The sequence below is a fragment of the Vibrio sp. St2 genome, assembly GCF_947311885.1.
Classification (GTDB): Bacteria; Pseudomonadota; Gammaproteobacteria; order Enterobacterales; family Vibrionaceae; genus Vibrio; species Vibrio coralliilyticus.
The window spans coordinates 988252-1004530 of sequence record NZ_CAMZNA010000002.1 but is presented as its reverse complement, the minus strand read 5'-3'; the positions used below and the strand labels follow the sequence as shown (position 1 = coordinate 1004530).

Genomic DNA, 16279 nt, shown 5'->3' with positions numbered 1-16279 from the left:
AAAGGAAGACGATAAAAAGGCGAAATTAATTTAGACAAATCCAGCCAATAGGTTTAGCAACGACCACAACTATCTGATTTCTCTTCACAATCGATCACATTGCCGTGCTTGTCTAAAGAGAGAGAACAGCAGCCTTCGAACAATTTACGCAGTTCTGAACGGCCTTTCTGTACGCGAGATTTCAGCGTGGAGTAGCTCATACCGGCCTTCTCAGCCAGCTCTTTCTGACTTGCACCTTGCAGTTCCACCGCATCCAATAGTTCCGATTGATCGGCAGGTAACGCCTGAATGAAAGGCTTGATGCATTTCATCATGTCCTGCTCGATGGACTTTTCTTGCTCTTCAAACCACAAATCATTGGCTTCCAATTCACCGTCACGCTGCTGGCGGGCTCGCTTGCGGTAAAAATCAATGATGGTTCGGTTAGCGAGCTGAAACAGCCAGGATTTGACACTCTCAGCGTCTTTTACTGTGTTCAGGTTCTGATAGGTTTTGATCAGTATCTCCTGCTGAAGATCATCGACATCATCTGGGTTACTGACTTTGGAATGAAGAAAGGATTTAACCGCTTGCTGATACTGAGTCCAGACATCTTCAAGTTTTAAGGTCGGGTCAGCAACGTTCATCAGCACAACACTCATCTTGCAAGAAACCAATCACTCCTTCTAGGCACTCATACTCTGCGACACAATAAAGTGTGCGGCCTTCACGACGCTGACTGATTAAATTTGCCGATGCCAAACTCGAGATATGGTGAGACAACGTCGAGCCGGGAATATTCAGCTGTTCCTGAATCGCACCAACGGCGATACCCTGAAACCCAGCTTTAACAACACTTTTATAGATGGAAAGACGCGTTGGGTGGCCTAGCTCTTTCAACGCTTTTGCTACAACTTCAAGTTCCATGAGTCACTCCTACATAAAACATTATTTCCAAGATAATCGAAATATATGAATTTTGCAATGTGCTCAACAGAACATCCCAATACGGGCATACTATTTTTCAGCAGTGACTCATTAAGAGTAGCCACCTAATCCTCGATTACTGTTTTTTTCGAAAACAAATCCTGAAGTGAAATTCACATTTAGCCAACCCGTTTTTGATATAGTCACAAGATAACGTGCTAACTAAGGGATAAAACATGAGAGTATCATTGATTGTAACGGCCATTGCTCTGCTGATTGGCGGCTGTTCCAACACATGGCAAGGGGTTAAAGATGATTCATCAAAAGTGTGGGGCGACACAAAGCAAGCCATTCACGAAGCCACAGCCGAAGAGTAAAACAGCGTCCTTTCTCAAAGCCAGAGGCTCTGCGTATCTGGCTTTTCCTTATCTCCCCCAATACTTGGACTACAAACCGATAACCCCATTGTTAGGCTTAGAAACCTCCAATTTAACTATCTGGTTTGACCATATTTTAGCCAGTTCATTCTCCTCCCCTCTGTCTATATGATGAGTTTGCTCGGCTCATATATTGAACTAACGCTTTGCGATATTTATCCAAACAAGTGCTTTGAGGAGAAATGAACGTGTCAAACTTTCTGTTTGTAGGTGACTTGCGATTGCAATTTCACTTTTGCGAATACCCCCACCGTATCAAGCTGGCGGAAGGTGATTTCTATATGGATTTCAATTGCCTTCAACGCAAAACTACTAATATCCCCATCACTTTCCGCTTAAGTAAGTGCTACGAGCTTTCAGCTAAAGATGATGAAGGTTACCTACACAATATGATTAAAGAATGGCGACGCAATACATTAGCCCTCTACCGAGGCTTCCCCGGTTGTCACTTTTGTTGGCCAGACTTACTCATGGGGGAACTAAAATCAGAAGGCACTAACGACTACCCAGAGTTCACTATGAGTGACACTGGTAAAGGCACGACTTGCTGGCTACCTGCCGCTGAGAAAAATATTGCCCAAGGTGTCTCTATTCAATGTTGTGATCAGTTCACACTAGGTCTTTCCATGCAGGAGGATGTCGCTATTCCAATTGGCTTCACGGTCAGAATTCCAGTCGGGAAATCTCAAGGTCAGCGTATATGCTGGCTAAACAGTGGCGAAATATTAGTGCGTGGCCCGCTGATGAGCGGTCAGTACAACATGGACTCCATCACTTGGATGAAAAATGGTGGCCCTTCATTCACTAGTTGGCCTGCTCAGTTTCCAAATCTATTCTTACCGCCGCAAAGACCTTTTCAACCTGCGCACAAGCCGCAGATTGAAGACTGGTGGAAAACATGTAAAAGATGGATGGACGAGGTGCCCAGAAGCATGAAAATATAAGGGGGCGACCAGCGCCGGAGACAGGCTCCCGGCGTGACGGAGTTTATTCAATACCCGTGAATAGTATTTATGTACCTATTTAGGAATAAACAACACCGATAAAGTGTAGAAATGATCGTATCTGCCGGATTCTTGTGAACTCGTCACCAGAACAAGAAGAAACATCAGCTATCCATTAAATGTCACGCTGGTTAGCTATGCACCCCAAGTGGAATATTCCAAAAGAAATAACCAAGATCACCAGTAGGAATAATTATTTCTGGATATTTTCTCTTTAAGTGAATAAAAATCCTGATTTTCTAAACTCTCCCGGCCAAATTGTATTTTGATTTTTATCACAATTGCCAGCTAACTATTCGCCTACTATCTCGTCACTCTCATCCAACACATAAACCCTACCAAAGATACAAAGATATCTACGGACAACAGAGAAGGATAAACATCGACATGAGTGGCGGTATCATTAAAGTCTCCAGAAACACCGAACGTGCGCCGATCTGCGAGCTATCTTCGCAAACTGTGGCGTTTTCTCACTACAACAATATTTCGGCCCAATTGCCAGTCAGCCCAGAAACAGGAGAGATAATTGTTGGAGATATCAAGCAACAGGCGAAACAATGCCTAGAGAACATCAAAGCGATTGTTGAAAGCATCGATCACACGCTTGAGGACGTCGTAAAGATTAACGTTTTCCTTAGAAATATAAATGACTTAGACGCGGTTGATGAGGTTTATGCTAACTACTTCCAGCAACATCTACCTACACGCACAGCGCTCGCGGTTGAAGCCTTGCCACTAAGTGATGCGTTAGTTCAAATGGATGCCCTGATCTCAAATGGTGAAGGTACGGCACCACAAGCTCCTTGCGACTTGATTAAATTGTCCAGAAATACTGACAAAGCCCCAACGAGTACGATATCGACACAAACAGTGGCCTTTTCTCACTACAACAATTTGTCGGCGCAACTGCCGATAGACCCAGCCACTGGCAGCCTTATTCAAGGCGGAGTGAAAGAGCAGGCGAAACAATGTTTAACGAACATCAAAGCCGTGATGGAAAGCATTGATGTCCCGTACGATGATATCGTTAACGTACGAGTCTACCTGACTGATTTGGCAAATCTGGACGCCGTCAATGAGGTTTATACAACCTTCTTCCCTGACTCAGCCATTGCCCGCAGCGTCGCTTATGTGCCAGCTCGAACCATCGTTTCTGCAAAAGCATTACCAATGAATGCCTTGGTTCAGATGGATGTTGTCGTTTCGCATGGTGACGGCACACCACCACAAGAAGTCGAAGACAGACACGGCATTGTCATTCGGGCCCACAATACTGACGGCGCTCCTTTCAATGCATTACACACTCACACCGTTGCGTTTTCTCACTATAATCACATCGCGGCTCAGTTACCCCTGAACCCCATGACTAATCAACTGGTAACTGGTGGCGTGAAAGAACAGGCACAGCAATGCTTGAACAACATTAAAGCCATTATTGAAAGCATTGAGCATGGAATGGATGACATTGTAAAAGTGAATGTTCAATTGCGTAATATTGAAGACCTGCACATCGTAGACGAAATCTACGCAGCGTACTTTGAAGGAGATCTACCAGCAAGAACCGTCGTTGGAGTCTCTGATATTGCCATGAATGCACTGATGCAAATCGACGTCGTTGCTTCAAACGGAGAAGGGACACCTCCTAGAGGGTAGCCAATAATAACGACGCGTTTGAAAAGCCGACTAAACCAGTCGGCTTATTATTTTAATGCGAAGACGGTACTTAGCGTCCATACTGAAATTGGTTCAAAAATGCACCATAAAGACGCATTTTTATCTATATCGTCACATTTTTAGTCCACATATACTGATTGAACAATCTGATATGTCAGACCTAGAGGAATGTGATTATGAATATCTTAAAAGTAGTTGAAATCAATCGTAAATCATCTGATGTGTGGAAAATTGTTGCAGATCAGTTCGAACATGCGCACACGTGGATGGGGTTTGTTGTCGACTCCTATGCGCTGAAAGAAGGCAATGTCTTAGATGGCGCACCTGTTGCGGGTCGTGTCTGCGAGTTCACAGACAAGCCAAATGGGCTCAAAGCAAAAGAAAACATCTTGTACTTTTCAGAGCAGGATATGCGCTTTCAGTTTGATGTAGTGCCATTCAATGCTCCGAAAGTATTTCCGGTAAAGAAAAACATTGTCACGCTCTCTGTTAAAGAAGTGTCCGCAGAAAAATGTTTGGTTACTTGGGAGTCTAATATTGAACTGTCCGCGTTTGGCTACCTAGCTTACCCATTTCTAAAATTAGGGCTATCAAAGAACTTTGGGCAAGTGTTAGATGACCTTCGATACCACATGGAAAACCAGAACCCAAGCTATAAATCCGTACATGCGATATAACGCTTAGTTCGTTTATCTGACACTCAACTGTTCAACTAATTCAGCCAATAAAAAAGCAGCGCTATACACGCTGCTTTTTCACCTACCCCGCAGAATCTATCCCGCTCGACAGCCATTTGGCACTTCAGACTCTGGCATGGCTAGACACGGCGTGATCTTATCCTCGTAGCCAATATCAAATAGCATACCTTGCGAAAGTTCACCGGCCATTTTCCTTTCAGGAAGGTTAACAACAAACAAAGCTTGTTTGCCTTCAATCTCACGTGGATTTGCTCGTTCCTGTTTGATCCCCGCCAAAATTGAGCGAGTATGATCACCAAAGTCGACTGTCAGTTTCATCAGCTTATCTGATTTTTCGACTTCGCTAACTTCTGTAATTGTACCGACTCGAATATCCAGCTTGGAAAAGTCGTCATATGTAATCAAATCTTTGATTGGAGCAGGTATCATCTATTGGTTCCTTTGCATTCGTCTCAACATCACTACTAGTACTCGAATTTAGCCTTCAACAAATTGATATTCGTAACAAACACCGCAAATCGTTATATCCCTGATGTCTCTTTATAAGCTCAACGAATGCACCACTATGCCGTAAGCCGCAATCACCACGATACTTACCATGGTTTCTACCGAAATTCTTGCTGCACTGGTTCCTGTGCCCAGATAGGAGGTTTCCAGCACAATAATGTTAGCAGCAGGTGGAAGCAGACAGATTAAAAACAGCCACGGCAGTTGTTGATGCACAATCTCTGAGTTTGATATTTGGCTGATGCCAAAAACGACAAGAACCACTGTACTCAATATCACAATTCTAAATGCATAAGACTTGGTGTAAGCCAACACATCGCTTTTCTTTAAACTTGTTTCAGAAAGCCAGATACCAAGTATCATCATGCCTAAAAAGCTCATCAGGAACTTGGACACGACATATACATTGTATCCGTACACTTCGATATCGCTCCCAACTGGAATCAACAAACAACCAATAAGTAAAGCAATCACCGGTGGTGAACTCAGAATCTTTAAAATCGAGAATGCTTCTTTTTTTAGATAGTTCGCGCCAATTGAGTTACCCACAATAGAACTTCCAATATACGCAGCTAACACGAATCTAGCAGCTTCATCTCCCAGCAATGTGTGGGCAATTGGCAAACCCAACCAACCTATATTCAGATAGCAAAAACATAAACTTCGAATTGCATCTTTTCCCATCCAGTGTCGGCAAGCGAATATCGCTAGCATAGACACCATCGTCAATGCGATAACCCATGCCATTTCCTCTAAATGAAGGGAGATGTTCCAGATGATAATTAAAGGTATCACTATCTTAGTGAGTACGAGAGATGAAAACGTTTTGACGTTTAACTGCCTTTTGCCAATCAGAATTCCAACAAGCAAATAGATAAAAGGGAGTAAAGTTGCCATTACTAAACCACCACCTTATGTTCAGTTGCCCATGCTTCAGCTCGCTTCGCCCACTGATGAGCCCATTTTTCTGAACATTGAGCGTTAAACCAAAAGGCATTAGTGGAAAACAAAACGCCCTTGTTTAGTGGCCCAATGTTATATAAGCCACTGACCTCATTACGACTGGAAGATACTTCAAAAGTTTTAGGGTTTATATAAATACCACCACATGGGTGCGGCTCGACATATCCTTCACTAATCAATTGGTCTAACAAAGGACTGACTGAATTACGTATTACTGGACTACCGCCAGTACCATCCCACAACATTCGTGACTCCATGGTACCTCTTACAGTAGGAACCCGAAATACACCATTCTCATAAGTTGGTTTAGATGTTGCCTTAAAGAACTCAAGCCTTTCTTCGTCAACAGCATTACCCAACTGACTAAATGAATTCATCGGAATAGGATGGCGCCACGCAGCCCACAGAGAGCCAAAATGGGAGACAAACTGATATTTCTCTTGTATTGGCATCGCCTTCCAAAACTTATGAAACCAATACCTTGTGGAGACTAATACATCTTGCCAAGGTAAGTCGGCATTAGCAGCACGGTCCTCCAAATACCTAAAGTATTCTGCTTGTTTTCCTGTGCGTAAGAAACGGATCGCCGTCTTGAATTCGCTTTCATTTTGAAGTGAGCGATGTTCTTTCAAAAGCAATTTCATAAAAGCTTTTAGAGGAGATAAATGGCTTTCTCTAATTAAGGAGTTCCAAGTTAAGTATTTTGGTGCATATAGATGTTTTTCACTCAAACAGGTTGGCGCCAATCCATTTCTTGAAAAGATATTTGCTCTCGCATTCTTAGATTTATCTAGATGCCTGAATGCATCTACCGCTGTCAGACCAGAGCCCGCTATTAGAACTGGTTCATTAACTGTTTGATTATATTGGGTGTGATGATTAATAAACCCTGGTAGCTCTTCTAGATCGGAGAAATTGGAAGAATTGAGAGATCCCAAGCATAAAACTACTTCACTAGCTTTAATCAATTCTCCATCTTGAAGAGCTAACTCAAACGCACCTTCAACATACTGTAACGAAAGCACATCTCGTTGAACCTCGTGCAGGTTGAGTAGGCCAGTAGCATGGATATCGCTGTAAACATACTCCAGATATTTAGCGAACGTGATTCTAGTCGGCCACCTTGAATCCATTGAATTTTGCTCACGCAACCAATGCCAAAACCCGTTGGGCTCTACAACTGACGGCGACATTAACTCTGGTGGTGTGTTTACTATATGTATTGGCGATGCATCCCCAAAGGCTTTGCCTTTAGCAAAACTTTTTTGATTATTGAATATGGCGATGTTTGGTTTTAGGTGACGTTTCGTAAAAACTTCATTCTGTATTTCATTTAATAAACCAACACCACTAGCACCAAAACCAATGATTGCGATATCAAAAACTTCCATTTATACCTCAAATAGAACTATCAGCTAGTCGAATGAATTGAGGATTTTATAAAATTAACATCAATATGCAACAGGTTTGTATAAAATTAGTTTTATTTTTGAAAACATAACTTTGGATATGTGTAACAAACCGAAAGAGTAAACTTCCATAACAAAAAGCAGCTCAAAAGAGCTGCAAGCCAAATCTAATATTTCAATTTCGGATCAACGGTTAGCACAATTTTTCCAACCGCTTTGTATTGCTCAGAACGTTTATGGGCACGCTGGATGTCCTCAAGTGGATAAACCGTATCTATCGGGATGGTTAACTGCTTCTCATTGAATAGGCCGAGTACTTTATCTAGATCATCAGTGTTGTTTTCGACCCACATTCTTGTGAACGAAATACCATAAATGCCAACTTCACCTTCAGAGAGCTCATCAAAGGTGGAGACAATTCGGCCACCTGATTTAACGCAGGAAACCGTGCGATGAAGAAGATAAGCACCTGCTTTTGCGACAAAAGCCAAATCGAACCTCATCGTCGAGTGCCAATCGGTCTGGCTTTCATCGTGCACTTCGTCTGCCCCTAATGTTTTTATGTAGTCCAACTTAGCTTGAGAGGCCGTGGCGACGACATAAGCCCCAGCAGCCTTAGCTATTTGCACCGCAAGTGACCCAACACCACCAGAAGCATTATGGATAAGAACGGTTTGCCCCTGCTTGATGTGACCATGCGTATGTAATCCTTGCCAAGCAGTGACAGAAGCCAGTGGCAAAGCGGCCGCATCAATAAAACTCATTTGCTCTGGTTTTGTCACAACGAGATCCGCGCTCACCGCGATATATTCGGCGTTGGTACCCTGTTCCGAGATAGGAGTGAAAGAGAGCACCTTGTCACCTGGCTTAAACCCACTCACGTCATCACCAATTTGCTCAATAACACCGGAGCAATCCCAGCCCAATACCAGTGGCAACGCATGGGTACCACTGTCGACCATCATGCCATTGCGAATATGGAAATCGACCGGGTTAACACCCGATGCCACGATTTTTATCAATACCTGATTGGCTGATGGTTCTGGCTTATCCAACTGACCAACATTGAGTTGAGTGACATCTCCATATTGTTTGATGAATGCTGCTTTCATAACTTTTTTCCTTATCTGTGATGAGAACAGCTTCAGTATTCAACTAATAACCTATTTCTTCTAATTAATAGTTGATATAAACGTTATTCCACAAAGGAATGAATTATATGGCTAAAACTGATTTAAATCTGATAGTTATCTTTGATGCAATCATGCGTGAGCAGTCGATCACCATTGCAGCAGAGCAGTTAGCAATGACCCAACCTTCCGTATCGAAAGCTGTATCTCGAATGCGCTACGCGTGGAAGGATCCTCTGTTTATCAAACATGGGAGAGGAGTCACGCCCACTCCTTACGCAAGGCAGCTCTGGCAAGAAGTCGCGGAACCTCTCAATAAGATCAGCCATACCGTTTCTCCACCTAAGTTCGATCCGATGACTTCGTCAACCCAGCTTAGGGTAGCGTTAACCGATGGCATCAGCAGTCTTTTCTGGCCACGATTGCGAGCGATCATCGAGGACAGCGCCCGAGCTATAGATTTATATGCCGTCCCTTTTCAAGGAAATGGACAAAAATTACTGCTGGAAGCTGAGGTGGATCTTGTCTTGGATTACTACCCTACGACTCACGAGCAAATTTCAGTTCAGCACCTTTACGATAACCACTTTACCTGTGTCATGAGACCAGATCATCTACTCGCAGAGCGTACGCTTTCGCTGGAAGATTTTTGTGGGGCAGACCATTTGTTGGTCTCACTTTCTGGTGATCCAAGTGGCGCTGTGGACTCTACACTGGCTATCAAAGGACTCCAGCGACGCGTCGCCATGACCGTCAATAGTTTTTCAGGTGCCATGGACTTATTGGAAGAGTCCAATCTGATCAGTGTTCTGCCTTTCACCGTCGCCAGCAAAGCGATAGAAAAAGGGAGACTGATTCAAAAGCCAATGCCAATTTCCGTCCCATCTCCCACCATTTCCGTCGCTTGGCACCGAAGAAATCAGCATAACCGAGCTCTGAAATGGCTGATTAACGAAGTCGAAGCGATCATTTCAACAGAGGCACATGTGTTTGCCAGCAAAGTAACTGGTTAGCGAAAAAATCCCCCTTTTAACTGATTGATATTATTAGACACGCCCTTTATTTCGATTTTTATCGAAATATTTTTCTTGATCATTTGTTTTTTATTTCTATAATTCGAGAAAAATAGAAATGAATTTGAAAGTGTTCAGATTCATAAAACTCGAATTTGGAGTCACCTTATGAACAATGAATTTATGTCCATGGCCAGTGAAGCACTCGATATGTTTGCCTTTCTCGCGACTGAACTAATCATCCTGTTTCTTGCCATCAGCTATATCGTTGGCGTGTTGCAAGAGTTCCTTACACCAGAAAAGATCCAGTCGATCCTGAGCTCGCGTAATGGCAAAGGCTATGTCGTAGCTGCACTACTGGGCGCCATCACGCCTTTCTGTTCTTGCTCAACCATTCCTTTCCTTAAAGGTCTGCTTCGAGCGCGTGCAGGATTCGGCCCTATGATGGTCTTCCTGTTTGGTAGCCCATTGCTTAATCCAGTGATCATTGGCTTGTTTGTCGTAACCTTTGGTTGGAAAATCGCCCTGTTCTATTTCATGATCGCTATGGTTGTGTCTGTTGTTGCGGGCTACGCATTAGAGAAACTCGGTTTTGAACGTTATGTAAAGCCAGAAGCGTATCAGGCGGCAGAAGCCAGCAGTTGTGGAACAAGCTGTGGTGAAAGCAAACCTGCACCGAAGAAAGAGAGCACGTGTGGGACATCGAGCTGTGGTGAACCAGCGCCAGCAATGGCAAAAGAGTCCAGCTGCGGCGCAAGTGCAGAACCATCAGTCGGTGTTGCAAGTTGCTCAGCAGACGGCAGTGCAACCGCGACTTTAGTTGAAGAGCGTAAGCCAAATCGTTGGGTGAGAATCTGGCACTCAACATGGAAAGACTTTAAGCAAGTATTCCCGTACCTAATGCTGGGTATTGCGATCGGCTCATTTATTTACGGATTTATTCCAACAGACTTGATTGCAGAATACGCAGGCGCAGGTAAGTGGTATGCGATTCCAGTCGCCGCCATCATCGGCATCCCACTGTACATTCGTGCTGAAGCGGTTATTCCTCTAAGTGCGGCACTAGTACAAAAAGGGATGGCGCTGGGTTCTGTGATGGCACTGATCATCGGCAGCGCGGGCGCAAGCTTAACAGAAGTGATTTTGCTTAAATCTATCTTTAAGAATCAGATGATAGCCGCATTCCTGACTGTCATTCTGAGCATGGCGATCGGCGCTGGCTTCCTATACAGCTACCTGTTTGCTTAATGTGACAAACAGAAATCAAAAAGGGGACACGCCATGCGTATCCCCTTTTTTATTATCGTTCGCCCAGCACTTCGAATTCATCGTAAGTTAAGCGAGCTTTACCATCTTCCTGCAATGTCCACACTTCTTTATGTACCACACCGAATGCTTTGTTCATCGTCCACTTTGACGACAAGATATAGTTATTGTCATCGACTTTTTCCCATGTCGTATCTGTGTAAGATACATCGCTAAAGCCTTGGTCAATGATGTTTTGCCAAAACGCCTGAATTTGCTCGCGACCTTCAAACGTACCAAATGGCTTGGCGATCATGGTTGTGCCTTCGGCGTATTGCTCTGCACACCCTTTTGCATCCTGACGATTAAATGCTGCTTTCCACGCTTCGATACCTGCCTGACACGCTTCTAATACTGATTGACTCATTGTGTTTCTCCTTCTTTTCTGATGGGGAGAAGTTTAGGTCTAGGATTAACCAAGAAAAACAGATAAATTAGAAATCACTGTTTGGATAAAGAGAACAATATTGAATAAGCACAAACAAATGATGATCTTCAAAGCGATTGTCGAGGCAGGCTCGATTTCAAAAGCAGCTGACAAATTGGAGTTGTCGAAATCAGTCCTGAGTACTCACCTTAAACAGCTGGAGAGTGAGCTCGCCACCGATCTGTTAAAGCGCACCACTCGTAAGCAGTCACTCACTCCTGCAGGCGAAAGGTTCTATCAACACTGCATCACAATGAACGACGTTATGTCGACAGCGTGGGATGATATTCGTCAATTACAAAAAGAGCCCAGCGGCAAACTGTCTATCACCGCGCCCATTGCGTTAATGGAGAGTATTGTTGTTCCAGCCCTGAGTGATGCTTTTGCCCCTTTTCCCGATGTATCACTCAACTTAGTTGCAGAAGACAAGCAGTTGGACTTAATGCAACATGACATTGATTTAGCCATTCGAGTTGGCGAGTCGCCAGACAGCAATGTAAAACAAAAGCGCATTGGTCAATTTCGCGATGTGTTATGTCAGTCAGTTGAAAGTCACCAATCGCCTGAAACCGCTAAGTACATCGCCAACAACTGGCAGCCAAAAACCATCACACACCTTTTTCACGATATCAACGGCGACAATGCAACTGAGCTTAGCTACCTCACCCATCATAAAGTCAACACGGTCAGCCAAGTCGCTAGCCTTATTCGGCAAGATATGGGGATTGGTTTACTTCCAGACTTTATGCTCAGCCAATATCCAGACTTGCGACCCTGTTTTAAACAAAAACAGCTGATGCACAATAATGTCTATGCGCTTCATCCTTACTCCAAATCTCCCCCAACTTCGGTGATCAGAGCCATAGATGCGATCGAGAAAAGACTGAAATCCGTGACGGAATTTTGAACAGCTGTTTAACCTGGATCAAGCTTCACGATTATTTCACCAATTGTTCAAAAACTGTGTCCTACAATTGTAAAACGCGTCAGCAAACTAGATAAGGAGGACTGCATGATTTCAACATTTAGGGATTACGAATTACAAGACAAAAACCATTGCCATGCTCATATAGAGGTCAACCCGACGGGGTTGTTAGATGTTGATATTATTGAAAAAAATGAGCATCATCAAACGGAGCTGTGTGACATCAGTTTCGAAAAGTTGGATGGTAAAACACGCATTAAAGGAAAAGAAGCACAACACCAGTGGCAGATGGATCTGGATGATAGAGATGCGACTGAGTTGCACCATCTAATATCTGAAGCCAATGAAGAATATGAGATTTTAATGCGTGATTTGTAAAGCTTGTTAGTCAGGAAAAGTGCTATTTGCTGGCGCACTTTTCCTGATACATCCGTTTGTCAGCTTCTTCAAGTAAAGAATCAATCGACATATCCGAAGACGGCTTAGCGACGACAATACCGACACTAAATTTAATCTCGTAACCTCTGTTTTCCTCATCATTAAATCGCTCAACCGACTTTCTAAACCTTTCCACGGCGATTTCAGCCACTTTTTCTGTCAGCCCTGACATAAAGACCACAAATTCGTCGCCACCAATTCTGGCAAAAACATCCGAGTCGCTGAATGAACTCGCCATCAAATCAGCGAACTTCTGCAGTGCTTCATCGCCTGCTTTATGGCCTAACTTATCATTAATTGCTTTAAAGTCATTCAAGTCAAAATATGCCAGCGCGACACAAAAACCACCCATTCGGCAATAGTCCATTGACTTCTCACTGAGTTCGAAGAAGCCACGACGGTTGGAAATTTGCGTCAGAGGATCGAGCGTTGCTTGAATGGTTGCTTCCAGCTCTTGTTCGGCCACCTTTGCCAAATCAACTAAGTCTGCCATTTGCTGCATGGTCAACTCACGCGGTTTCGTATCAATGATACATAACGTGCCGAGCTTACTCTGGTTGTGATAGACCAGAGGGACGCCTGCATAAAACCGAATAAAAGGCTCGCCCATAACAAGCGGATTATCAAGAAAACGCGGATCTTTGGTGGCATCATTAATAATGAAAGGGCCTTCATCATTAATGACATGTCCGCAAAACGAGACATTCCTTGCGGTTTCACGAACAGGGAGGCCAATACATGACTTAAACCACTGGCGATGGTTATCTACTAAGCTCACTACCGCAATCGGGACATCAAACAAATGCTTCGCGATACGGGTGACACGATCAAAACGTTCTTCAGGTTCGGTATCGAGAATATCAAGAGAATGAAGGTCTTTGATTCGTTGTGCTTCGTTATCAGGAAAGTCAGGCTCTTTCATCAGTACTGCTCTTTGGAAATGATTAACTATGAGCTTAGCACTCAGCGCTCAGCTTGCTGAGTTTGAACGCTATTGATGAATACTTGAGTAAAAAACTGTGATATTTAGCTGAATATCAAGGTAGCGGCGCAATGAGTCACGCCGCCAAGTCCATGTTTAGGATAAGGTTAATAGTGGTTCAAACTTAAACATATCATCAAAGCGACAAAACTCTACAGCGCCATGTTTCAGTCGTCCGAATGACTGAGAAAAACGCTCTGAAATACGTTCCGCAACTTGCTGCAGCTCTACCTTTTCACTCTCTTCAAGCTCAATGATGCGATAGCTGAGCGTGATATGAAAATGATAAGCGTCAAACTCAGGCATATTGATGCCTGTTGATGCTCTTAGTTGTTCACGGCAATTTTTCAGTGCCAGATTTGATTCGTCCGTCGCCGGTTTGATTCGAATTGACGTGCCACCAATCGGGCAGTTGTAGACATAATCAAACATCATTTCAAAACCTGAGTGGGCCCCGATCTGACTGACTGCACTGGCAAAAAAATCCGTAGTTTGAGCTAAAGGTGCATCAAGGGGTAATTTGCTGGTCCACTTCTCTGGCTGTCTGACTTGATCACATACCCCCTCAAATACCGTCATATGCATTGAAGAAATTGGCAGAAAAGAGAACTTAGCTGCACATTGCATCGCCTTAAGCTGGTTCTGTGCCCACTCAAGTTCAGCAATTAAATCAATAGATTGATCGATATGGCAGATAAAGGTGTTGCCGGGGAAGTGTCGGACTGTGCCGTCCTGATTAAATTTGACCCCAACCGCTGGTGCATAGTTCATGAGTAGCTCTCCGCATAATTTTCGATATATACTACCCCCAATAAGTTAAATTAGTTAAGTTAATTTATTCAAAAAAGTGAAATTGTGAGCTTTACAGGGAATTGGTTCCCTTTATTGGCGACAAACCATTACCCAGATAAGCCCACCAACCTGTCAGACAGGCAGGAAAGCTAATCAATAACGCGCTGATATATAAGGGTAATGAATGAAAAAGCTAGCATGCTTTAAAGCCTATGATATTCGAGGCAAACTCGAACAAGAGCTCAATTACGACGTGGTGTATCGTATCGGTCGAGCATTTGGTCAATATCTGAATGCCAAGAAAGTCGTGGTGGGCGGTGACGCGAGAGCCACCTCCGAGCCTCTTAAACTGGCACTGGCCGATGGCTTGATCGATGCCGGTGTCGATGTCATCGACCTTGGCCTGACGGGCACCGAAGAGATCTACTACGCCGCACAAGTCATGGATGTGGACGGTGGTATTGAAATTACTGCCAGCCATAACCCTATAGATTACAACGGCTTAAAGCTAGTTCGAGAAAATGCTAAACCCATCAGTGGTGATACTGGCCTAAAAGACATTCAGGCGTTGGCAGAACAGGCTGAGTTTAATGAACCAGCACAAAAAGGCCGCTACCAGCAAGCCTCTCACCTCAACGAGTACACCGAACACCTGCTCAGCTATATCGACAAAGACCATATCAAGCCACTGAAGCTGGTCGTAAACTCAGGCAACGGCGCAGCTGGACACGTGGTCGATGCTTTGGAGGAGCGCTTTCAGCAACTGCAGATACCGATTGAACTGATTAAAATTCACCACGAGCCGGACAGCAATTTCCCCAATGGTATTCCGAACCCTCTGCTCCCTGAAAACCGCCACGCGACCTCATCCGCAGTGCTAGAGCACAAAGCCGATATGGGCATCGCTTGGGATGGTGATTTTGACCGCTGTTTCTTGTTTGATGAACAAGGCCAGTTTATCGAAGGCTACTATATTGTTGGCCTATTGGCAGACGCATTTCTTGCCAAGCACCCTGGTGCAAAGGTGATCCATGACCCTCGTTTAACTTGGAATAGCATTGATATTATCGAGCGTAGTGGTGGTGAAGCCGTCATGTCCAAGACAGGTCACGCCTTTATCAAAGAAAGAATGCGCAGTGAAGATGCAGTCTATGGCGGAGAGATGAGCGCGCATCACTACTTTCGAGATTTCGGCTACTGTGACAGCGGTATGATTCCATGGCTACTGGTCAGCGAACTTATCTGTCGCAAGGGCCAACCCCTGTCGAGCTTGGTAGCTGAGCGCATCGCAGCCTTCCCATCTTCTGGTGAAATCAATTCAACATTGGATAACCCAAATCAAGCTATCCAACGTATTCAAGCCATATTTGAGCATGATGCACTCACCGTTGATTACACCGATGGTATCAGCATGGAGTTTAACGACTGGCGCTTTAATCTACGCAGTTCTAACACGGAGCCAGTTGTGCGTCTCAACGTTGAATCCCGAGCAAACGTTGAGCTGATGAAAATCAAAACTGAACAAATTTTAAGCTTATTGCAGTCAAAATAATCTCTTGTCATAGAGCTGTCGAATAGACGGCTCTATTTTTTCATACACTTAAATTAACACCTTTAATCAATATCGCCATTTTCCTCATACAAGATCACACTTTTGTGTTCTTTTATT

At 44.0% G+C, this 16279-nt stretch carries 18 protein-coding genes; 9 read left to right on the top strand and 9 right to left on the bottom strand.

All coding sequences use genetic code 11. The features are described from left to right. Window positions 1-53: 53 nt before the first annotated feature. A complete protein-coding gene (gene sigZ, locus QMA41_RS11045) occupies window positions 54-626 on the bottom strand; it encodes an RNA polymerase sigma factor SigZ (RefSeq protein ID WP_281629743.1) in 573 nt (190 codons plus the stop codon). After that, window positions 613-906, bottom strand: coding sequence for a metalloregulator ArsR/SmtB family transcription factor (locus QMA41_RS11040; protein ID WP_019277332.1), 294 nt, complete (start codon window positions 904-906; stop codon window positions 613-615). Before QMA41_RS11040 ends, sigZ begins: the two co-directional genes overlap by 14 nt. A gap of 236 nt (window positions 907-1142) precedes the next feature. Between QMA41_RS11040 and QMA41_RS11035 the strand changes: the two genes are divergently transcribed. The 4 genes from QMA41_RS11035 to QMA41_RS11020 all read left to right on the top strand — a co-directional run bounded on the left by QMA41_RS11035 (window position 1143) and on the right by QMA41_RS11020 (window position 4698). After that, entirely contained in the window at window positions 1143-1283 is a 141-nt protein-coding gene (locus QMA41_RS11035; RefSeq protein ID WP_006960052.1) for a hypothetical protein, read from the top strand. 248 nt (window positions 1284-1531) lie between these two features. Beyond that, complete coding sequence (locus tag QMA41_RS11030) at window positions 1532-2287, top strand: hypothetical protein (protein WP_281629652.1); 756 nt, start codon at window positions 1532-1534, stop codon at window positions 2285-2287. 447 nt (window positions 2288-2734) lie between these two features. Beyond that, complete coding sequence (locus QMA41_RS11025; RefSeq protein WP_281629651.1) at window positions 2735-4000, top strand: RidA family protein; 1266 nt, start codon at window positions 2735-2737, stop codon at window positions 3998-4000. 197 nt (window positions 4001-4197) lie between these two features. After that, window positions 4198-4698, top strand: a complete 501-nt coding sequence (locus tag QMA41_RS11020; protein WP_065742336.1) for an SRPBCC family protein — start codon at window positions 4198-4200, stop codon at window positions 4696-4698. A 96-nt stretch (window positions 4699-4794) separates the two neighbouring features. On the opposite strand, the gene QMA41_RS11015 is transcribed toward QMA41_RS11020, so the two are convergent. From QMA41_RS11015 to QMA41_RS11000, 4 genes are all read right to left on the bottom strand, one after another. Further along, a complete protein-coding gene (locus QMA41_RS11015) occupies window positions 4795-5148 on the bottom strand; it encodes a tRNA-binding protein (protein WP_082314889.1) in 354 nt (117 codons plus the stop codon). Between the two features lie 111 nt (window positions 5149-5259). Further along, the gene (locus tag QMA41_RS11010; RefSeq protein ID WP_171346725.1) at window positions 5260-6123 is read right to left on the bottom strand and encodes a permease; all 864 of its coding nucleotides are present in this window, start codon (window positions 6121-6123) and stop codon (window positions 5260-5262) included. A 2-nt stretch (window positions 6124-6125) separates the two neighbouring features. Further along, window positions 6126-7580, bottom strand: a complete 1455-nt coding sequence (locus tag QMA41_RS11005) for an FAD/NAD(P)-binding protein (protein ID WP_281629650.1) — start codon at window positions 7578-7580, stop codon at window positions 6126-6128. Between the two features lie 185 nt (window positions 7581-7765). After that, entirely contained in the window at window positions 7766-8710 is a 945-nt protein-coding gene (locus tag QMA41_RS11000; protein ID WP_281629649.1) for an NADP-dependent oxidoreductase, read from the bottom strand. Between the two features lie 107 nt (window positions 8711-8817). On the opposite strand from QMA41_RS11000, the gene QMA41_RS10995 reads away from it, so the two are divergent. Further along, window positions 8818-9741, top strand: a complete 924-nt coding sequence (locus tag QMA41_RS10995; RefSeq protein ID WP_281629648.1) for a LysR family transcriptional regulator — start codon at window positions 8818-8820, stop codon at window positions 9739-9741. Between the two features lie 168 nt (window positions 9742-9909). Then, window positions 9910-10989, top strand: coding sequence for a permease (locus tag QMA41_RS10990; RefSeq protein ID WP_281629647.1), 1080 nt, complete (start codon window positions 9910-9912; stop codon window positions 10987-10989). 52 nt (window positions 10990-11041) lie between these two features. Here QMA41_RS10990 and QMA41_RS10985 read toward each other — a convergent pair whose 3' ends face one another. Next, window positions 11042-11413 carry a nuclear transport factor 2 family protein gene (locus QMA41_RS10985; protein ID WP_006960034.1) on the bottom strand — a complete coding sequence of 124 codons (372 nt, stop codon included), beginning with the start codon at window positions 11411-11413 and terminating at the stop codon, window positions 11042-11044. 100 nt (window positions 11414-11513) lie between these two features. Here QMA41_RS10985 and QMA41_RS10980 point away from each other — a divergent pair, with 100 nt between their 5' ends. Further along, the gene (locus tag QMA41_RS10980; RefSeq protein WP_281629646.1) at window positions 11514-12380 is read left to right on the top strand and encodes a LysR family transcriptional regulator; all 867 of its coding nucleotides are present in this window, start codon (window positions 11514-11516) and stop codon (window positions 12378-12380) included. A gap of 105 nt (window positions 12381-12485) precedes the next feature. Further along, window positions 12486-12776 (top strand): hypothetical protein, encoded by a 291-nt coding sequence (locus QMA41_RS10975; RefSeq protein ID WP_045986287.1) that lies wholly within the window; start codon window positions 12486-12488, stop codon window positions 12774-12776. Window positions 12777-12798: 22 nt separating this feature from the next. Here QMA41_RS10975 and QMA41_RS10970 read toward each other — a convergent pair whose 3' ends face one another. Both QMA41_RS10970 and QMA41_RS10965 read right to left on the bottom strand, forming a co-directional pair. Continuing rightward, the gene (locus QMA41_RS10970) at window positions 12799-13758 is read right to left on the bottom strand and encodes a sensor domain-containing diguanylate cyclase (RefSeq protein WP_165579806.1); all 960 of its coding nucleotides are present in this window, start codon (window positions 13756-13758) and stop codon (window positions 12799-12801) included. A 156-nt stretch (window positions 13759-13914) separates the two neighbouring features. Next, complete coding sequence (locus QMA41_RS10965) at window positions 13915-14589, bottom strand: DUF1868 domain-containing protein (protein WP_171747401.1); 675 nt, start codon at window positions 14587-14589, stop codon at window positions 13915-13917. A 205-nt stretch (window positions 14590-14794) separates the two neighbouring features. Here QMA41_RS10965 and QMA41_RS10960 point away from each other — a divergent pair, with 205 nt between their 5' ends. After that, the gene (locus tag QMA41_RS10960) at window positions 14795-16162 is read left to right on the top strand and encodes a phosphomannomutase CpsG (protein ID WP_281629645.1); all 1368 of its coding nucleotides are present in this window, start codon (window positions 14795-14797) and stop codon (window positions 16160-16162) included. Window positions 16163-16279 lie beyond the last annotated feature (117 nt).

Excerpts from the sequence above, each read along its gene's own strand:
- QMA41_RS10990 (WP_281629647.1), top strand. The coding sequence starts at position 9,910 with ATGAACAATGAATTTATGTCCATGGCCAGTGAAGCACTCGATATGTTT.
- QMA41_RS11025 (WP_281629651.1), top strand. The coding sequence starts at position 2,735 with ATGAGTGGCGGTATCATTAAAGTCTCCAGAAACACCGAACGTGCGCCG.
- QMA41_RS11035 (WP_006960052.1), top strand. The coding sequence starts at position 1,143 with ATGAGAGTATCATTGATTGTAACGGCCATTGCTCTGCTGATTGGCGGC.
- QMA41_RS11000 (WP_281629649.1), bottom strand. The coding sequence starts at position 8,710 with ATGAAAGCAGCATTCATCAAACAATATGGAGATGTCACTCAACTCAAT.
- sigZ (WP_281629743.1), bottom strand. The coding sequence starts at position 626 with ATGAACGTTGCTGACCCGACCTTAAAACTTGAAGATGTCTGGACTCAG.
- QMA41_RS10965 (WP_171747401.1), bottom strand. The coding sequence starts at position 14,589 with ATGAACTATGCACCAGCGGTTGGGGTCAAATTTAATCAGGACGGCACA.
- QMA41_RS10970 (WP_165579806.1), bottom strand. The coding sequence starts at position 13,758 with ATGAAAGAGCCTGACTTTCCTGATAACGAAGCACAACGAATCAAAGAC.
- QMA41_RS10960 (WP_281629645.1), top strand. The coding sequence starts at position 14,795 with ATGAAAAAGCTAGCATGCTTTAAAGCCTATGATATTCGAGGCAAACTC.
- QMA41_RS10975 (WP_045986287.1), top strand. The coding sequence starts at position 12,486 with ATGATTTCAACATTTAGGGATTACGAATTACAAGACAAAAACCATTGC.
- QMA41_RS11005 (WP_281629650.1), bottom strand. The coding sequence starts at position 7,580 with ATGGAAGTTTTTGATATCGCAATCATTGGTTTTGGTGCTAGTGGTGTT.
- QMA41_RS11010 (WP_171346725.1), bottom strand. The coding sequence starts at position 6,123 with ATGGCAACTTTACTCCCTTTTATCTATTTGCTTGTTGGAATTCTGATT.
- QMA41_RS11020 (WP_065742336.1), top strand. The coding sequence starts at position 4,198 with ATGAATATCTTAAAAGTAGTTGAAATCAATCGTAAATCATCTGATGTG.
- QMA41_RS11015 (WP_082314889.1), bottom strand. The coding sequence starts at position 5,148 with ATGATACCTGCTCCAATCAAAGATTTGATTACATATGACGACTTTTCC.
- QMA41_RS10995 (WP_281629648.1), top strand. The coding sequence starts at position 8,818 with ATGGCTAAAACTGATTTAAATCTGATAGTTATCTTTGATGCAATCATG.
- QMA41_RS10985 (WP_006960034.1), bottom strand. The coding sequence starts at position 11,413 with ATGAGTCAATCAGTATTAGAAGCGTGTCAGGCAGGTATCGAAGCGTGG.
- QMA41_RS11040 (WP_019277332.1), bottom strand. The coding sequence starts at position 906 with ATGGAACTTGAAGTTGTAGCAAAAGCGTTGAAAGAGCTAGGCCACCCA.